Raw genomic sequence first — 15,844 nt, forward strand, 5'->3', positions numbered from 1 at the left:
AACGACTGCAGTTTCGCGCGAACCGCTCAGTCGACGCACGATCCGGTCGGGACCGCTGCGGTGGCGTGCGTCGCCTGCGCGACGACCGGCCGACTCTCGTCCAGCGTCAGCACGTAACCGGTGGGCGCTCCGCGCGCCGACTTGGCGAAGACCGTGCCGACGACCTGCCCGCTCGCCGAGAGCAATGGGCCACCGGAGTTGCCCGGCTGCACGCGACCGGTGATCGCATAGATCGCCCGCGGAGGGGCCGGCTGTCCGTAGATGTCGGTGCCCAGGGCATGCAGGCGCGAGTTGACCCTGGCCGGGTCGAGTCGGTAGGGACCGTTCTGCGGGAAGCCCGCGACAACGGCTGCGTCGCCGCGGGTGAGTTCGGCGCCGGCCGGCAGCGCAGGGGCGTCCAGGTCGGGCACGGCCAGCACGGCGATGTCGCGCTCCTGCGAGAACGCCACCGGCGTCGCCGGATAGCTGCGTCCGGTGCCACCGACCTGCACCCGAGGGTGCTCGACGCCGGCGATGACATGCGCGTTGGTGACCACCCGGTGCGGCGCCGCGACCCAGCCGCTGCCCTCCTGGGCGAGTCCGCAGCTGTCCGCGACACCGGTCACCTTCACGATCGAGTCGGCAGCGCGGGCGACGCCGCGTCCGCGCACCACTCCGGTCCCCGGCGGGTCCACCGGAGCGATCGGCCCGGCATACAGATCGGGCATGCCGCGGTCGTCGACCGCCTGCCGCACGCCGGCGAAGAACCGGTCGGCCTGGGCCGGCATCGCCCGGTCGACGCCCTGCAGGACCCGCGACTGCGCCACCGCCTCCGAGGCCCCCGCGGGCAGCGCGCCCTGCACAGAGCCGGCGACGAACCACGCGAGTATGGCGGCCACGACCACGCCGGCGACCGCGCCGAGCACCGAGTCCGCCTTCTGCAACTGCGGAACCCGCAGCAGCGACCGCAACCGCCAGCCGGCGTGCGCACCCAACGCCTGTCCGATCGCCGCCAACCCCAGCACCCCGACGATGAGCACGAGCCCTTGCCGCAGCGAGCTGTATGCCGTGGCCGACCAGCTCTCCAGCAGGCCGGGCAGCAGCCACAGACCGAGGGCGCCGCCGGCGAGGAACCCGGCCAGGGACAGTGCACCCGCGACGAGCCCGCGTCGGTAATGATCGATGGCATACCCGATCAGTGCCAGCACCAGGAGCACGTCCAGCACGGTCGCTCCGCCGATCACCGTCGTGGCCTCATGTCGGTCATTCTCCCCGGAGGAGCTGCACGGCCGTGACATCGCCCTCGCTCGGCGGCGTCGCCATACGGGATCCGCCGATTGACCGTAAACCGCACGTCAGTGCATCAGATGCTGCGAGACTCGTTTACACCCGGACGCGCCCCGAGCGCCCGGGTGAGAAGGAGGCACGTGATGAGTTCGCAGTTTCCGGTCAGCCGACGCACTGTCCTACGCGCGGGAGGGGTGATCGGCAGCGGTCTCGCCCTCGGCGTCGCGTCGACGCAGCCCGCGCAGGCCGATCCGCCGTGGTTCGCCAAGCTCTCGCTCGAGCAGCAGGTCGGCCAGCGGGTGATCTTCTCCTACCCGGGTCCCGACCCGTCCGACGAGATGTTCCAGCTGATCAAGGACGGCATGGTCGGAGGGCTGATCTTCTTTGGCGAGAACATCCCCAGCCTCTCGCACATCGCCGACGTGGTGGCCGACCTGAAGGCCGCCCACGCGCAGAGCCCGGCGAGCGCGACGCCGCTGGTGCTGACGACCGACCAGGAAGGCGGCTACATCCGGCGCCTGCGTGGTCAGGAGCCGATCCTGTCGGAGAAGAAGATCGGTGCGTCCGCGGATCCGCTCGCCGAGGCGACCAAGGCGGGCACCGGCGCGGGCGAGGCGCTCAAGGCGGTCGGCATGAACCTCAATCTCGCACCGGTCGAGGACGTCTACCGCGAGGAGGGCAACTTCGACGACCAGTGGGAGCGGTCCTACAGCTCCGACCCGGCCGTGTGCGGAACGCTCGGCGCCGCCTTTGTGCGCGCCCAACAGGCCACCGGCGTCGCCGCCACCGCGAAGCACTATCCCGGCCTCGGCTGGGCGACGCGGGCCGAGAACACCGACCTCGGCGTCGTCACACTGACCCAGCCCGCGGCCGAGATCCGCGCCGTGGACGAGTTCGCGTTCACGCCGGTCATCGAGGCAGGCGTCCAACTGGTGATGACCTCGTGGGCGACATACCCCGCGATCGACCCGGACTACCCGGCCGGCCTGTCCAAGATCTTCGTCGGCGAGGAGTTGCGCGGCCGTCAGCAGTTCCGTGGCGTGACGATCACCGACGCACTCGAGGCCGGCGCCCTCGAGCCGTATGGCGACACCGGCGAACGCTCCGTGCTGTCCGCCGAAGCGGGCATGGACGTGTTGCTCGCCTCCGGTCGCGACGTCGCCCAGGGCACCGACGCGGTCACCGCGGTCGCCGCTGCGCTGCGGAGCGGCCGGCTCAACCCCGGCCACTTCAAGGTCGCGCTGACCCGGGTCCAGCGGCTGCGGAACAGCCTCGGCTGAGGCCGGGTGCGCGGGCCGGGTCAGGCGCGGCTCGCGCCATACATCTCGTTGATGGTGTCGGCTGTCCGGTCGGTGATGACGTTGCGCTTCATCTTCAGCGTCGGTGTCAGGTCCCCGGACTCGACCGTCCACTCGACCGGCAGCAGCCGCCATTCGCGGATCGACTCGGCGCGGGACACCAGCTCGTTGGTGGTCGCGACCTGCTCCTCGATGGCGGCCAGCACGTCGGGGTGGGAGGTGAGTTCTTCACCGTTGAAGATGCCGTGGTTGCGCGCCCAGTAGGCGGCGCCGTCGGGGTCGAGCGTGAGCAGCGCGGCGACGAACGGCCGGCCGTTGCCGACGACCATCGCCTGCCCGATGAGGGGGTGCTGGGCCAGGCTCTCCTCCAGCATGACCGGTGCGACGTTGGTGCCACCGGAGGTGATGATGAGCTCCCCGGACCGGCCGATGATCCGCAGGTGCTCGCCGTCGAATCGGCCGAGATCGCCGGTGCGGCACCAGCCATCGGTGGTCAACGCCATCCGGGTCGACTCCGGATCGCCGCGGTAACCGACCATCGCCTGCGGTGCCTGGATGAGCACCTCCCCGTCCGGGCCGAGCGTCATACGCACGCCCGGCATCGGCGGACCGACGGTGCCGATCTTCGCGCCGCCCGGCGGGTTGACGTTCGTGATGCCGACCTCGGTCAGCCCGTAGCCCTCGAGGATCTCGAAGCCGACACCCTTGAAGAACAGGCTCAGGTGCGGGCTCAGCGCGCTGCCACCGGAGATGATCGTGCGGCACTCGCCGCCGAGGGCGTCGCGCAGCTTGCGGTAGACCAGCCGGTCGTAGAGCCCGTACTTGTAGCGCAGGCCCCGGCTCGGTGAGGTCGTGTCCGCCATCTCGACGGCGGTCTCCTCCGCGGCCGCGAAGATGCGCGCCGCCCGGGGCCCCTTCGCCTGGGCGCTCGCGGCGGCGGCGGCATACACCTTCTCGAAGATGCGGGGCACCGACCCGATGTAGGTGGGGTGGTGCATGGTGAACGCCGCCGCGACGTGTGTCATGTCCGGCTCGTGCACCAGCACGTACCGGGCCAGCAGCGTTGCGGTCTCGAGCACGCGGCCGAAGATGTGCGCCAGCGGCAGCATGAGCACGGTGCGCGGCTGGTCGCCGCGGTCGACCGCCTCGCGGATGACGGAGTATGCCCCGTCGGCGCTGCAGAAGAATGCGGCATGGGTGATCTCGCAGCCCTTGGGTCGTCCCGTCGTACCCGACGTGTAGACGATCCCGTGCAGATCGGACTCGGCGACCGAGCCGGCCCGCGCGTCCAGGGACGCCTCGCCCACCGAGGCGGCCGCCTGCTCGATCTGCTCCATGGCGCCTTCGTCGACGACCAGCACATCGGGTCGTATGTCGTCGGCGAGGTGATCGACGCGGGAGGCGTTGCGCAGCTCCGGGGTCTCGACGACGAAGAGTCGCGCGCCGGAATCAGTGAGGATCCACTGCACCTGTATGGCGGACGACGTGTCGTAGATCGGTGCGACGGCCACCCCGACATACGCACACGCCCACGACAGCAGGGTCCACTCGGCCCGGGTGCGGCACATGATCGCCACGACGTCGCCGGAGTCCAGGCCGAGCCCGATCAGGCCACGCGCCAGGACACGGATCCGGTCGCGGAAACCGCGTGCGGTGACCTCGGTCCAGCGCTCGGCCGGCGCCGAGGTGTCACCGTCGGGAGGCAGCCGGAGCACCACGGCGTCGGGTGCCTCCGCGATCCAGTCGACGGCGAGTGGACCGGTGCGCGGGAACGTCCGGACCTCCGGACCGCCGTCGAGTTCGGTGACGGTCGCGGGGCGGAACATGTTCTGGCTGTCGGTCATCGGCGCTGCACCTCGAAGACATACGCAGCAGGTGCCTGAAAAGTCATGACGGTCAGGTTAGGCGGTGGGGCACCTTACTGAGGGGGAAACAAAGGTGCGTCAGTTCGCCACGAACCGGGCCGTTGCAGGGGCGAGCCGCTCAATCAGCGGCGGACAGCTTGGCCAGCAGGCGTGGAACCTGTTGCAGCGCACGCCTTTCCGCATCGTCGAGGCGCTCGCCGATGGCCGTGGCCAGCAGGTCGCGGCGGGCTGCGCGGTCTCGGGTGAGCACTATGGCGCCGGCCGCGGTGATCCGGATGAGCTGGGCGCGGGCGTCGTTCGGGTCGGGTCGGCGCTCAACCAGCCCGAGCGCCTCGACGTCCTTGACCGCCCGGCTTATCGCCTGGTGCCGCACGTTGCGGCCGGCCGCGAGCTGGGCGATCGTTCGCGGCCCGTCGCGGTCGAGTTGGCCGAGCAACTCAGCTCGAGCGCGGGGGAGGGTGTCGGTCTGCGCGCGAGTGGCACGCACCAGCCGGCCGATGGCGGTCCGGAGTTGTTCGGCCAGCTCGCGATCGGCGTCCTGCGCGCGGCTCACAGCTCGAGCTCTTCGCCCGGTGCGAGGTCGTGCAACGGGGTCCGGGTCAGCCCGTCGGGTCCGAGGAACTTCGTCATCGAACGCCGGCCGATCTCACTGAGCATGACGTCGTGGATCGGCACCGTCCGCCGGGGAGCGACGGCGGTGACGAAGTCGATCGCGTCGCCCACCTTGGTCCACGGGCCACTGGTCGGCACGAGCAGCGTGTCGACCGAAAAGCCAGGCACGGCATACGAATCGCCCGGGTGATAGACCCGGGCGCCGATCAGGTAGCCGAGGTTCTCCGGCACCTCGATACCCTCGTGTATGGCGCCGTGCGCTCCCGTGAACGCGCGCACCTCGACGCCCTCGACGTCGAGCCGCCCGTCGCCGGTCACGACCTGGACCCGCGCGGCGTCGGCACCCGCATCGAGCAGTGCCTTCGCCGCGGAAGCCGGGGCGAAGACCTGCAGCCGGGGCCTGTCCGCCATCGCGGTGGTCACGAGCGGAAGGTCGACGTGGTCGAAGTGGTCGTGCGTGACCAGCACGACGTCCGCGGTCTCGAGCGACGCCTTCGCCTCGGGCGTGAACGCGCCGGGATCGACCACGACCGACACTTCGTCGGCGTCGATGCGAACACACGCGTGGGAGTGTTTGGTCAGCAGCACGGTTTGGCTCCTCGTCATACAACAATGTTGTGGATAACAATACAACATTGTTGTATGAAACTCGGAGGTAGATCAGGAGGCGATGTCGAAATCGCGGCGCCGGGGTCGTCCCTTGGTATGTCGACGGTGCAACACGCACCGTCCCCAGCCCAAGGAGCACACCATGAACGCCACCGAGCTGGCCGAAATCCTCGGCCGGGACTACAGCCAGCAGTTGTTGCAGAGCGCGATCGCCCGCGTCGCGTACACCGGTCTCGACGGGGACCCGCGCGTCATACCGATCGGCTTCCTGTGGACCGACGGCACGATCAAGCTCTACACCGCGCCGAAGGCTCCGAAAGTGAAGGCGCTGCAGGCAAATCCGCGCGTCGCCATCACCATCGACACCGCAGGTATGCCGCCACGCATCCTCCTGATCCGGGGTGCCGCCGCCCTCGAGACGGTGGACGGTGTGCCGGACGGCTACATCGAAGCCAGTCGCATCGGCATACCGGCGGAGATGATGGCGGACTGGGAGGCGGGTGTCCGCGCGCTCTACCAGCAGATGGTCGTGATCACCGTGACGCCCGATTGGGCCAAGCTGCTCGACTTCGAGACGACCATCCCGCAAGCGGTCGCCGAATTGGTCGGGCAGCAGAGTGCGCGCTGAGGTGCGAGCTGGGCGTCAGCGGGACTGCCACGCGTCGTCGACCGGGCGATAGCCCAGCGTGCGCAGCGTGTCGTCGAGGTCGATCGTCGGGTAGCGGTTGGCGGAGATGCCGTTGGCGACGAAGAAGTCGAAACCCTCTGCGGTCACTGCGTTTCGGATGAGATCAGCCGCGTCGCGCGGGCTGAGCCACGCGGACAGGTCGTAGTCCGGGGTGCCCGGGCCAGGCTGCGTCTCGTAGAAGTAGCCGAGGCGCAGCGCGACGACGGACACTGCCGTCGTGGCAGCGACCCACGACCCCAGCGCCTCGGCCCACGCCTTGGTCGCTCCGTAGAGATTCATCGGCCGGGGCGCATCGGTCGCCCGGGACTGGCGGCCCGCAGGTCGGGCTGCGACAGCCTGCACACTGCTGGCCAGAACCAGCCGCCGCACCTCGCACTCGGCTGCCGCCTGCGCGACGTGGTGCGCGCCGATGATGTTCGCCGGCAGCAACGAGTCCCAGTCGGCCTCCGGGTCGGGCACAGCGGCGAGATGCACGACCGCGTCCGCTCCCGCGAACGCGCTCCGGCACGCGTCCAGGTCCGTGACGTCGAGCGTGGTGACCACGTCCTCGGCGCGCAGGTCGGTCCGGCGCAGGTCCCAGTCGGTGGGCAGCATCGGCGTGATGGCGCGCCCGATCCGTCCGGCGGCGCCGGTCAGGATCACCGTGCGGGCTTCAGTTGCCATGCCGTCGAGCGTAGCCAGGGCACCTCACTGAGTCGCTGCGCTTTCGCCTCGCCCGCTCGGCCGTGGCCGTCGGGACGTATGCCGGGGTGGTCGTGACGATGAGCCGTTCGATAGGAATGCAGCATGCCCACCGTCGCCGCACCCTCCGCCCGTATCCAGCAGCAGGCCGCCGATCGCCTCGCCGCGCTCGCCACGCCACCGGGCGCACTGGGCCGGCTCGGTGACCTCGCAGTCTGGGTCGCGTCGTGTCAGGGACAGGTGCCACCGCGGCCGCTCGACAAGGTCCGACTGGTCATCTTCGCCGGCGACCACGGCGTCGCCGAGCACGGTGTGTCCGCCTTCCCGGCGTCGATCACCGGCGCCATGGTGCGCACCTTCTTGGCCGGCAAGGCCGGCGTCAACGCCTTGGCACAGGCGCACGGTGTCGCCGTACGTGTGCTCGATATCGGTGTCGCAGAGGGCTTTTCAGATCTCGACGACGAAAGTCACGCCGCGCTGACGGCATACAAGATCCGCGCCGGAAGCGGGGCGATCCATCTGGAGGACGCGCTGACCGCCGAGGAGACCGAAGCGGCGCTCGCTGCCGGTGCGTCAGTCGCGCGGGAGGAGATCGCGGTCGGGGCGCAGCTGCTGATCAGCGGTGACATGGGCATCGGCAACACCACGCCGGCCGCAGCGATGGTCGCCGCCGCGCTGGGGCTGCCCGCCGCCGAAGTGGTCGGCCGAGGCACCGGCGTCACCGAGGACGTGCTGCAGCGCAAGGCAGCGATCGTCGACGCCGCCCTGGCCCGCGCGGGTGCTCGCACCGACGACCCGGTGCAGACGCTCGCCGCACTCGGTAGCGCCGACCTCGCCGCAACCACCGGATACCTGCTCACTGCGGCACGGCACGGCGTGCCGGTGCTCCTGGATGGGCTGATGAGCGTCGCCTGCGCGCTCACGGCCGACCGGATCGAGCCGGGCGCGGCCGCCTGGTATGCCGCCGGCCATCGCTCCACCGAGCCCGCGCAGTCGCTCGCGCTGGACAAGCTCGGCATGCAACCGCTGCTGGACCTGGGCCTGCGCCTCGGCGAAGGCTCCGGCGCCGTGGCCGCGGTGCCCGTGGTGCGCAGTGCGGTGGCGCTGTTACGGGACGTCGCGCTCCTGGCCGAGCTCGGCAACTGATGCTGCTCGACGCCTGGCGTCTCGCGCTGGGCACGCTCACCGCAGTGCGGGTGCCGCCGCCGGAGCAGGTGGACCGTCGCGTCGCCGGTATGGCGATGGTGCTCGCGCCGCTGGCGGCTGTGCCGCTCGGGGCGGCGGTCACCCTCGTCGGCCTGCTCGGCCACTGGCTCGATCTGTCGGTGTGGGTCACGGCGCTGCTCGCGGTCGGAGCCCTGGTGCTCGGCAACCGCGCCTTCCATCTGGACGGGCTGTCGGACACGGTGGACGGACTCGCCTCGTCGTTCGACGCGGAGCGGTCGCTCGCCGTGATGAAGACCGGCACCTCCGGCCCGGCCGGGGTGGCCGCCACGGTCCTGGTCATCGGCCTGCAGACGGCCGGACTGGCTGCATTGTTCGGCCGCGCCGACTGGTGGCAGGCCGCGATCCTCGGCGGCGTCGCCGTGTGCGTCTCGCGTGCCGCGCTGGTGATCTGCTGCGCGCGCGGAGTGCGTCCTGCGCGGGAGGACGGACTCGGCCGCACCTTCACCCAGACCGTTCCACGGTCGGTCGCTGCCATCAGCTGGCTGCTCGTGACGGTCGTGCTCGCAGCGGTCGGTGCCTGGGCTGGATTCCCTTGGTGGCGTGGCGTTTTCACGGCGGTGCTCGCGCTGGTTGCCGTCGGGGTCATCGTGTCGCGGGCCGTCCGCCGGTTCGGCGGAGTGACCGGCGACGTCTTCGGCGCTGCCGTGGAGCTGGCGCTCGTCGCCATACTCGTCGGGCTTTCCTAGCTCGTCAGAGCACGAGCACGCGTCCCGCGACGACCAGGTGCACCTCGTCGCAGGCTGCTCCGAGGCGCTGATTGACCTCGCCGAGCAGGTCGCGGAAAAGCCGTCCGGAGCGATGCGCCGGCACCACGCCGAGGCCGACCTCGTTGGTCACCAGGACGACCTGATCCCGGGTTCGCAGCACGGCCGCGGCGTCCTCGACCAGGCCGTTGACGACGTCGGCGATCTCCTCGGTGGGCGAGTCCCACAGCGCGCGCTCGTCCAGGACTGCGGTCAGCCAGGTGCCCAGGCAGTCGACGATCACCGGGCCGTCGGTGCGCAGCGCCGCCGTCAGATCACGTGTCTCGAGAGTCGTCCAGCGCGCTGGGCGTCGCTGCCGGTGTGCGGCGATGCGGGCGGCCCAGTCGGGGTCGGGATCCTCGGCGGTGGTGGGTCCGGGTGCGACATACGTGACGGACGGCAGGTCCGCCACGAGCGCTTCGGCGTGCCGCGATTTCCCGGAGCGGACCCCGCCGGTGACCAGTGTCTTCACGTCGATCCCTTCACATGTCGCGCTGCAGCGGGAACGTCTGCAGTAGGCGACAGTCGTGGTTGGCCCACCATTGCAGGTCGATCCGGTCGACCGGCACCGTGGCGGGCAGCAGGTGCGCAACCCGGGCGTGAACGGCCTCGGGGGTGACCGTCGACGAGCGCTGGTCCAGCGTCAGATGCGGCACCACGTCGCTGAACTCTCCGCCATACGGCGGGTGCGCAGGGAACGCCGCGGCCAGCCGCCTCGTCAGCAGGCGCAGCTCGTCGTCCGGCTCCGGGCGTAGGTGCAGGAGGCCATCGGGGAACTCGTGCAGCTGCGCGAGTTTGACCTCGAAACAGGTTGTGGTGGCGGCGATTTCGGCAACGGCTGTCCGGTCGTCGGCGGTCGGCGCGGGCACCCATGGTCCGAGGACGGTGATGTGCGCGTGCGCGAAGCCGGTATCGGCGGACACGAACGACCTGTCGTAGAACGCGGTGCGCTCCCGGACCACTTCTTCGAGGGCGGGCACCGGGACAGCGAGGACGGTGTGGCCCATCAGTGGGTCGTCCGCGGCTGAAGGCATCTGCCTACGATAGAAAGGGCCGCGTGACTGCTCCGCTCTACCTCGTCCGTCACGGACAATCCGAGTGGAACGTCCGGCGGCTGACGCAGGGGCAGACCCCGCATCCGCGGCTCACCGAGCTCGGTCGGCAGCAGGCCACCCGCGCCGCCGCACTCATCACCGCGGACCTGGCCGCGTCGGGTGAGGTGGTCGGCCGGATCGTCACCAGCGATCTGACCCGTGCGGTCGAGACCGCCGAGATCATCGCGGCTTCCGCGGGTGCGCCGATCGTCCACGACGCGCGACTGCGCGAGCAGCACCTCGGCGATCTGCAGGGCCGCCCGTATGACGAAACCTGGTCCGCCGCAGACGCACACGACTGGTCGGACCCGATGCTGCCGATCGCCGGCGGGGAGTCGCCGGCGGACGTGCATGCCCGGATGGCCGCCGCGATGGGCGACATCGACCGGACCGCGGTGGTGGTCGTCGTCTCCCACGGTGACGCGATCCGGGCTGCGCTCGCGCACTTCGCCGGGCACGGGCCACTCGAGGCGCCGTGGGTCGCGGTCGCCAACGGTGCGGTCGCTCGGATCGACCGGGAGATCACCTGGTTGGGAAGCGATACGTCCCAGCGGTGCTCGTGACGTCGGGCCCGGCCCTCACATCCCGATCTTCTGGTGGTCGACCTCGATCAGTGCGACGACGCGCTCGACGTCGCGACCGTAGGGGCCGCCGATGTATTTCAGGGCGATCCGGTCGACCGCCGTCCAGCCCTCGACGCCGTCCAGCCACTCGACCACGCGCCCGCGCAGCAGCACCGGCGTGAACGGCTCGTCCGGCGGAGTGAGCGAGATCGCGACCCTGGGGTCGCGCTGCAGGTTGCGTGCCTTGCGCGAGTCGGGGCCGGTCAGGATGGCGACGCGATCGCCGACCGTGCCGATCCACAGCGGGACCGAGTGTGGTGAGCCGTCGGGCAGCGTGGTCGCCAGGTGGGCGATCGGAGTGCCGTTCAGGATGGAACGTATGTCGTCGGTGAGCATGGGCGGTCCCTACTTCGCGATCCGGTAGTGGAGGTGGGTGACGCCGACACCCGGAACGGTGTCGACGAGGGTGAGCGGGACCTGCTCGGCGAGCGGCCCGAAGAAGCGGCGACCGGCACCGAGCAGGACCGGCACCTGATGCAGCATCACCTCGTCGACGAGGCCGGCTTCCAGTGCCGCCGTCACGGTGACGCCGCCCTGGATGCCGACGTCCTTGGCCCGCGCGAGTTCCTTCGCCCGGGCGATGGCGTCCTCGATCGACGTCGTGAAGACCTGGCGTGCCGAGGCGGCATACTCCTCCGGTTGCGGCCGGTGGCTGACCACGACCATCGGGGCGCTGGGGTGCGGGCTGCCGCCGTCGAACCCCTCGCAGTCGTCGTATGTCGTGCGTCCGGTCACTACCGCTCCGACGCCGTCGACGAGCTGTTGGTAGACCGCGGAGTTGCCGGGGTCGCCATACCAATCGAACAGCACGCCGCCGTCGCCCAGACCGTGGCTCGGGCGGGCATCCCGGCCGGTGATGTAGCCGTCGACGGAGACCGCCAGCGCTGCGAAGACCTTGCTCATGACGAGGTTCCTTTCGGAGTTCCTTGAAGAGACTCCATGGACGCTACCGCACTTAGTTCCTTGAGGGAACCCTTAATGCTAGATTTGGTGGATGCAGCGCACACAGTTCGGTGAGATGGCCTGCTCGATCGCGCGGACCTGGGGCGTGATCGGGGAGCCGTGGTCGGCGCTGATCGTGCGCGACATCTGGGTCGGCATCCGCAGGTTCGATCAACTGCAGGCCGATCTGGGCATCTCCCGCAAGGTCCTCACCGAGCGGCTGAACCACCTGGTCGAGTGTGACGTCCTCGAACGCCGTCCGTATGGCGCTCGCCCCCGCTTCGAATATCACCTCACGCAGAAGGGCACCGAGCTGCTGGACGTGCTCATGTCCATGGTGCGGTGGGGCGACCACTGGCTTTCCGGGGAGGCCGGACCGCCGGTGCTCTACCGGCACCACGCGTGCGGACAGATCGCCGAGGTCGACCCGCGCTGCAGCAGCTGCGGTGAGCCGATGCACGCCGACGATGTGGACGTCCTCCCGGGGCCGGGCGCTGCTCGCTGACCGACGGAGCGCCTGACCTCAGTCGGCCTGCAGCGCGGTGGTGATCGGCGTGAGTCCGTCGATGAGTTCGTCGAGTTCGGCCGCGGTCAGCACGGTGTATGCCGGGGCGGCGAGCTCGTCGGTCAGGGCCTCGATCCGCTCCCGGGTCTCGCGGCCTGAATCGGTGCATCCACCTGCGGCGTCGACGAATCCGCGGTCGCGCAGGCCGCCGATGACTGCGTCCAGCTGAGCCTTCGGCAGGTGGTGGATCCGGCCGAACTTCTCCGGACGCATGTCGTGTGTGACCGCGTAGAGCACGTGCGCCTCGGTGCCGCCGATGCCGTGCGCGACCAGGGCGGCGTTGTGCCCGTCCCCGCGGTGCTCGCGCAGCAGCGTCGCCGCGTGCCACATCTTGGCCACCGGTTCCTCGGGTATGTCGAGCGCCCGGAGCCCGGCATACAGGACACGACCCTCGGTGGGTGCGCTGACGGCGGCGCGGGTGGCGAGGTCGGCGAGGTGCGGCAGGTCGGGGGAGTCGGCCAATTCGCCGACCGCAGCCCGAATCGCGTTGACGCTGCCGCGTTCCCGTATGGCGATCGCCTCCTCCGGCGTGACCTTGCCCCAGACCCAGGGGATGTGCCGGGCGACCTCGCCGGGAGCGAAGTTGTAGAAGACCGCGTCGACGACCTCCGCGGGCGCCATACCCAATGGTGCGGCGCGGCCGGCGAAGTAGCCGTCCCAGTAGTTGCGCATGCCGACCGCGCGGAACTCGGAGTCCGCCACCGGGCTGAACGTCCTCGTGCCGATCGCCTCGCAGATCTCGGCCATCCGGTGGATCTTGTGCTGTGGGTGCGTCATCGGTCGTCAGCTCCTGTTGTCGTGACGGCAGCCTCGTGCGCCGTACTCAGCATGTCCACGAACGACACTGCCGGAATACGACACCGCCGATCGAGCTCAGCCTCCGGTGTGTCCACTCGGCGAGAACACCGTCTCAACATCTGTCCCCAGTGCGTAGATTGAGAAGTCGTTGTCGACGAAGGGGAGGAACTGCGTGCCAGCCACCGCACACCGCAAGCCTCGGGCGCCCGAGGAGTCCGGCGACGCCGGTGTCGTCGCGCGGGCCGCGACCGACATCGAAGGCCTCGCGGTGCGGACGCTGTTGCAGGCCAACGCCCGTCTCGGCGAGCTGGTGGGTGCGCAGGTGCTGCTCAAGCGCGAAGACCTGCAGCCGGTGCGGTCCTACAAGATCCGTGGCGCGGTCAATCTGATCCGCGGACTCAGCCAGCAGGAGCGCGAGCGCGGGATCGTCTGCGCGAGTGCCGGCAACCACGCGCAGGGTGTCGCGCTCGCCTGCGCGGAGCTGGGCGTCACCGCGCGAATCTACTTGCCGCGCAACACTCCTCGACAGAAGCGGGACCGCGTTGCGTCGCTCGGTGGCGAGCACGTCCGGCTGATCCTGCACGGTGACACCTACGACGACGCCTCGAAGGCCGCGATCCTGGATGCGTCACGCACCGGTGCGACCCTGGCGCCGGCGTTCGACGACCCGCGGGTGATCGCCGGCCAGGGCACCGTCACCCGGGAGATCCTGCAGGACCTGGGGCACGCTCCCGACATACTCCTGGTGCCCGTCGGCGGGGGCGGCCTGCTGGCGGGGGCGCTGCTGGCGCTCGCCGAGGCGCCGGCCGAGTACGAAGCGGACAAGTGCCGCGTGATCGCGGTGGAGCCCGTGGGTGCCGCGAGTCTGCGGGCGGCGCTGGACGCGGGTCAGCCGTTGGATCTCGGCGAGATCGACACCTTCGCGGACGGCACCGCGGTCCGCAAGGTCGGTGACCACCCGTTCGAGATCATCCGCCGCGGCGAGGTCGAGGTCGTGAGCGTCGAGACCGGTGCGATCTGTCAGGAGATGCTGCGGCTCTATCAGGTCGACGGCATCATCGCCGAGCCCTCCGGTGCGATGGCGATGGCCGACCTCGACCGGCGGGGGATCACCCCTGGCGCCACGGTGGTCGCGATCCTGTCCGGTGGCAACAACGACGTCAGCCGGTATGCCGAGGTCATCGAGCGCGCACTCGTGCACGAGGGTCGCAAGCACTACCTCCTCGTCGACTTCCCGCAGGAGCCCGGTGCGCTGCGCCGCTTCCTGGAGGACATCCTCGGCCCGGACGACGACATCACGTTCTTCGAATACGTCAAACGCAACAATCGCGAGTTCGGTCCGGCGATGGTCGGGGTCGAGCTCGGGGATCCGTCGACGTATGACGCCCTGCTCGAGCGCGCAGAGGAGTCCCCGCTGGAGGTCGAGCCGATCCCGCTGGACAGCCCGCTGTTGCGCTACCTGCTCTGAGGAGCACGATCGATCCGCTCGATGCGCTCGCGGCTGGACAAATTCGGCGGCGCGGTGGCGCGGGTGGTTGTCTGTCCCGGTGAACATGAACGACGCACGGGACGGCGTCCGTCAGGTCAAGAACAGCAGGACGCTCGATGTCGGTGCCCGGGCCGGTTTCGTCGCCAGCGGAATGCTGCACCTGTTGATCGGCTATCTCGCGCTGCGGGTCGCCTTCCACAAGTCGGGCAAGAACCCGGACCAGTCAGGCGCGTTGGCGACGCTCGCGCAGAATGGCGCAGGGAAGGCGCTGTTGATCGTCTTCGTGGTGGGTTTCGTCGCGCTCGCGCTGTGGCAACTCGCGCGGGTGTTCATCGCCGCCGAGGTGAAGGATCGGTTCCAGAGCGGTGCGCTGGTGGTGATCTATCTGACGATGGGGTGGAGTGCGCTGTCCTTCGCCAGGGGCAAGGGTCGCTCGAGCAGGTCGACGTCGACCGACTTCACCGCGACGGTGATGAAGCAATCTGGCGGTCGCTGGCTGGTCGCGATCATCGGGCTGGTGATCATCGGCGTCGGGATCTACCACGTTCAGAAGGGGATTCGGACCCGGTTCATGGAAGAGCTGCGTGAGCATCCCGGCACGGCGATCACCTGGAGCGGGCGAGTGGGGTATGCCGCCAAGGGCATCGCGCTCGGCATCGTCGGCGTGCTCTTCGTCGTGGCCGCGGCGAAGCACCGATCCTCGCACGCGTCGGGTCTCGACGGCGCGCTGTCCGCCTTGCAGCGGGCGACCGGCGGGCAGCTACTGCTGACCCTGATGGGCCTCGGTCTGGCTGCCTTCGGTGTCTATTCGCTCGCGCGGGTGCGTTTTGGCCGGGTCTGAGGAGCCGCCGCCGGCGGAGGAGCGCGCACTCGCCGCGGCATACGACCCGGACCGCCGGCCGACCACTGGGCTGCCCCGGGTGATGTGGGTCAGCGCGCTGATCCTCGGCGTCGGGGCCGTCCTGCTCATCCCGTGGACCGTCTATCTGGCGTGGACGCTGCCCGGACATGCCGTGGCTGCGAACTACGACATCGCGTGGACGGGGTTCGACATCGGCCTCATCCTGGCGCTCGCCGGCACGGCAGTGGCGGCGCTACGAGGTGGCCGGTGGCTGCCCACTTTGGCGGCGGTCACAGCGGCGGCGCTGCTCATCGATGCGTGGTTCGACGTCGTCACCGCGTCGACCGTCGCCGATCGGGTGGAGGCCGTAGTGCTGGCCGCGATCGTCGAAATCCCGGTCGCCGGCGCATGCCTGTGGATCGCCGTCAACGCCCAGGAGTTCAACGACCGGCGCGTCGCCCGGGCGGCACGGCGGACGAGTCATCGACCGCGGTGACGGTGGT

General features: G+C 70.1%; 19 protein-coding genes. 9 read left to right on the plus strand and 10 right to left on the minus strand.

Annotated elements, in window-relative coordinates:
* Positions 1-26 precede the first annotated feature (26 nt).
* On the minus strand, positions 27-1,205 hold the full coding sequence (locus tag IEX71_RS05820) for a MarP family serine protease (protein ID WP_188836055.1): 1,179 nt from the start codon (positions 1,203-1,205) through the stop codon (positions 27-29).
* Between the two features lie 204 nt (positions 1,206-1,409).
* On the opposite strand from IEX71_RS05820, the gene IEX71_RS05825 reads away from it, so the two are divergent.
* On the plus strand, positions 1,410-2,546 hold the full coding sequence (locus tag IEX71_RS05825) for a glycoside hydrolase family 3 N-terminal domain-containing protein (RefSeq protein ID WP_188836056.1): 1,137 nt from the start codon (positions 1,410-1,412) through the stop codon (positions 2,544-2,546).
* Positions 2,547-2,566: 20 nt separating this feature from the next.
* Here IEX71_RS05825 and IEX71_RS05830 read toward each other — a convergent pair whose 3' ends face one another.
* The 3 genes from IEX71_RS05830 to IEX71_RS05840 all read right to left on the minus strand — a co-directional run bounded on the left by IEX71_RS05830 (position 2,567) and on the right by IEX71_RS05840 (position 5,647).
* A complete protein-coding gene (locus tag IEX71_RS05830; protein ID WP_188836057.1) occupies positions 2,567-4,408 on the minus strand; it encodes an AMP-dependent synthetase/ligase in 1,842 nt (613 codons plus the stop codon).
* A 139-nt stretch (positions 4,409-4,547) separates the two neighbouring features.
* A complete protein-coding gene (locus IEX71_RS05835; RefSeq protein WP_188836058.1) occupies positions 4,548-4,982 on the minus strand; it encodes a MarR family winged helix-turn-helix transcriptional regulator in 435 nt (144 codons plus the stop codon).
* Complete coding sequence (locus IEX71_RS05840; RefSeq protein WP_188836059.1) at positions 4,979-5,647, minus strand: MBL fold metallo-hydrolase; 669 nt, start codon at positions 5,645-5,647, stop codon at positions 4,979-4,981. The genes IEX71_RS05835 and IEX71_RS05840 overlap by 4 nt, the downstream gene beginning before the upstream one ends.
* 145 nt (positions 5,648-5,792) lie before the next feature.
* On the opposite strand from IEX71_RS05840, the gene IEX71_RS05845 reads away from it, so the two are divergent.
* Complete coding sequence (locus IEX71_RS05845; RefSeq protein ID WP_188836060.1) at positions 5,793-6,278, plus strand: pyridoxamine 5'-phosphate oxidase family protein; 486 nt, start codon at positions 5,793-5,795, stop codon at positions 6,276-6,278.
* A 15-nt stretch (positions 6,279-6,293) separates the two neighbouring features.
* Here the strand turns inward: IEX71_RS05845 and IEX71_RS05850 are convergent, their stop codons facing one another.
* On the minus strand, positions 6,294-7,001 hold the full coding sequence (locus tag IEX71_RS05850; protein ID WP_188836061.1) for an NAD-dependent epimerase/dehydratase family protein: 708 nt from the start codon (positions 6,999-7,001) through the stop codon (positions 6,294-6,296).
* A 123-nt stretch (positions 7,002-7,124) separates the two neighbouring features.
* On the opposite strand from IEX71_RS05850, the gene cobT reads away from it, so the two are divergent.
* Positions 7,125-8,165, plus strand: a complete 1,041-nt coding sequence (cobT, locus tag IEX71_RS05855) for a nicotinate-nucleotide--dimethylbenzimidazole phosphoribosyltransferase (protein ID WP_188836062.1) — start codon at positions 7,125-7,127, stop codon at positions 8,163-8,165.
* On the plus strand, positions 8,165-8,932 hold the full coding sequence (locus IEX71_RS05860) for an adenosylcobinamide-GDP ribazoletransferase (protein WP_188836063.1): 768 nt from the start codon (positions 8,165-8,167) through the stop codon (positions 8,930-8,932). Before cobT ends, IEX71_RS05860 begins: the two co-directional genes overlap by 1 nt.
* A 4-nt stretch (positions 8,933-8,936) precedes the next feature.
* On the opposite strand, the gene cobU is transcribed toward IEX71_RS05860, so the two are convergent.
* Together cobU and IEX71_RS05870 are read right to left on the minus strand one after the other, a co-directional pair.
* Positions 8,937-9,461 carry a bifunctional adenosylcobinamide kinase/adenosylcobinamide-phosphate guanylyltransferase gene (cobU, locus tag IEX71_RS05865; protein ID WP_188836064.1) on the minus strand — a complete coding sequence of 175 codons (525 nt, stop codon included), beginning with the start codon at positions 9,459-9,461 and terminating at the stop codon, positions 8,937-8,939.
* Between the two features lie 10 nt (positions 9,462-9,471).
* Positions 9,472-10,023 carry a 2'-5' RNA ligase family protein gene (locus tag IEX71_RS05870; protein WP_229749507.1) on the minus strand — a complete coding sequence of 184 codons (552 nt, stop codon included), beginning with the start codon at positions 10,021-10,023 and terminating at the stop codon, positions 9,472-9,474.
* 23 nt (positions 10,024-10,046) lie between these two features.
* On the opposite strand from IEX71_RS05870, the gene IEX71_RS05875 reads away from it, so the two are divergent.
* A complete protein-coding gene (locus IEX71_RS05875) occupies positions 10,047-10,646 on the plus strand; it encodes a histidine phosphatase family protein (protein WP_188836065.1) in 600 nt (199 codons plus the stop codon).
* Between the two features lie 15 nt (positions 10,647-10,661).
* Here the strand turns inward: IEX71_RS05875 and IEX71_RS05880 are convergent, their stop codons facing one another.
* Positions 10,662-11,042, minus strand: coding sequence for a pyridoxamine 5'-phosphate oxidase family protein (locus IEX71_RS05880; RefSeq protein ID WP_188836066.1), 381 nt, complete (start codon positions 11,040-11,042; stop codon positions 10,662-10,664).
* A 9-nt stretch (positions 11,043-11,051) separates the two neighbouring features.
* The gene (locus IEX71_RS05885) at positions 11,052-11,609 is read right to left on the minus strand and encodes a dihydrofolate reductase family protein (protein ID WP_188836067.1); all 558 of its coding nucleotides are present in this window, start codon (positions 11,607-11,609) and stop codon (positions 11,052-11,054) included.
* Between the two features lie 91 nt (positions 11,610-11,700).
* On the opposite strand from IEX71_RS05885, the gene IEX71_RS05890 reads away from it, so the two are divergent.
* Positions 11,701-12,153, plus strand: a complete 453-nt coding sequence (locus tag IEX71_RS05890; RefSeq protein ID WP_188836068.1) for a winged helix-turn-helix transcriptional regulator — start codon at positions 11,701-11,703, stop codon at positions 12,151-12,153.
* Positions 12,154-12,171: 18 nt separating this feature from the next.
* Here the strand turns inward: IEX71_RS05890 and IEX71_RS05895 are convergent, their stop codons facing one another.
* Positions 12,172-12,990 (minus strand): SCO6745 family protein, encoded by an 819-nt coding sequence (locus tag IEX71_RS05895; protein ID WP_188836069.1) that lies wholly within the window; start codon positions 12,988-12,990, stop codon positions 12,172-12,174.
* Between the two features lie 193 nt (positions 12,991-13,183).
* Between IEX71_RS05895 and ilvA the strand changes: the two genes are divergently transcribed.
* The 3 genes from ilvA to IEX71_RS05910 all read left to right on the plus strand — a co-directional run bounded on the left by ilvA (position 13,184) and on the right by IEX71_RS05910 (position 15,837).
* Positions 13,184-14,479, plus strand: a complete 1,296-nt coding sequence (gene ilvA / locus IEX71_RS05900) for a threonine ammonia-lyase IlvA (protein ID WP_188836070.1) — start codon at positions 13,184-13,186, stop codon at positions 14,477-14,479.
* 85 nt (positions 14,480-14,564) lie between these two features.
* Positions 14,565-15,341, plus strand: a complete 777-nt coding sequence (locus tag IEX71_RS05905) for a DUF1206 domain-containing protein (RefSeq protein WP_188836546.1) — start codon at positions 14,565-14,567, stop codon at positions 15,339-15,341.
* On the plus strand, positions 15,328-15,837 hold the full coding sequence (locus tag IEX71_RS05910) for a hypothetical protein (protein WP_188836071.1): 510 nt from the start codon (positions 15,328-15,330) through the stop codon (positions 15,835-15,837). Before IEX71_RS05905 ends, IEX71_RS05910 begins: the two co-directional genes overlap by 14 nt.
* Positions 15,838-15,844: the final 7 nt, after the last annotated feature.

The sequence above is a fragment of the Flexivirga endophytica genome (assembly GCF_014640635.1).
In the GTDB taxonomy this organism is placed as follows: Bacteria; Actinomycetota; Actinomycetes; order Actinomycetales; family Dermatophilaceae; genus Flexivirga; species Flexivirga endophytica.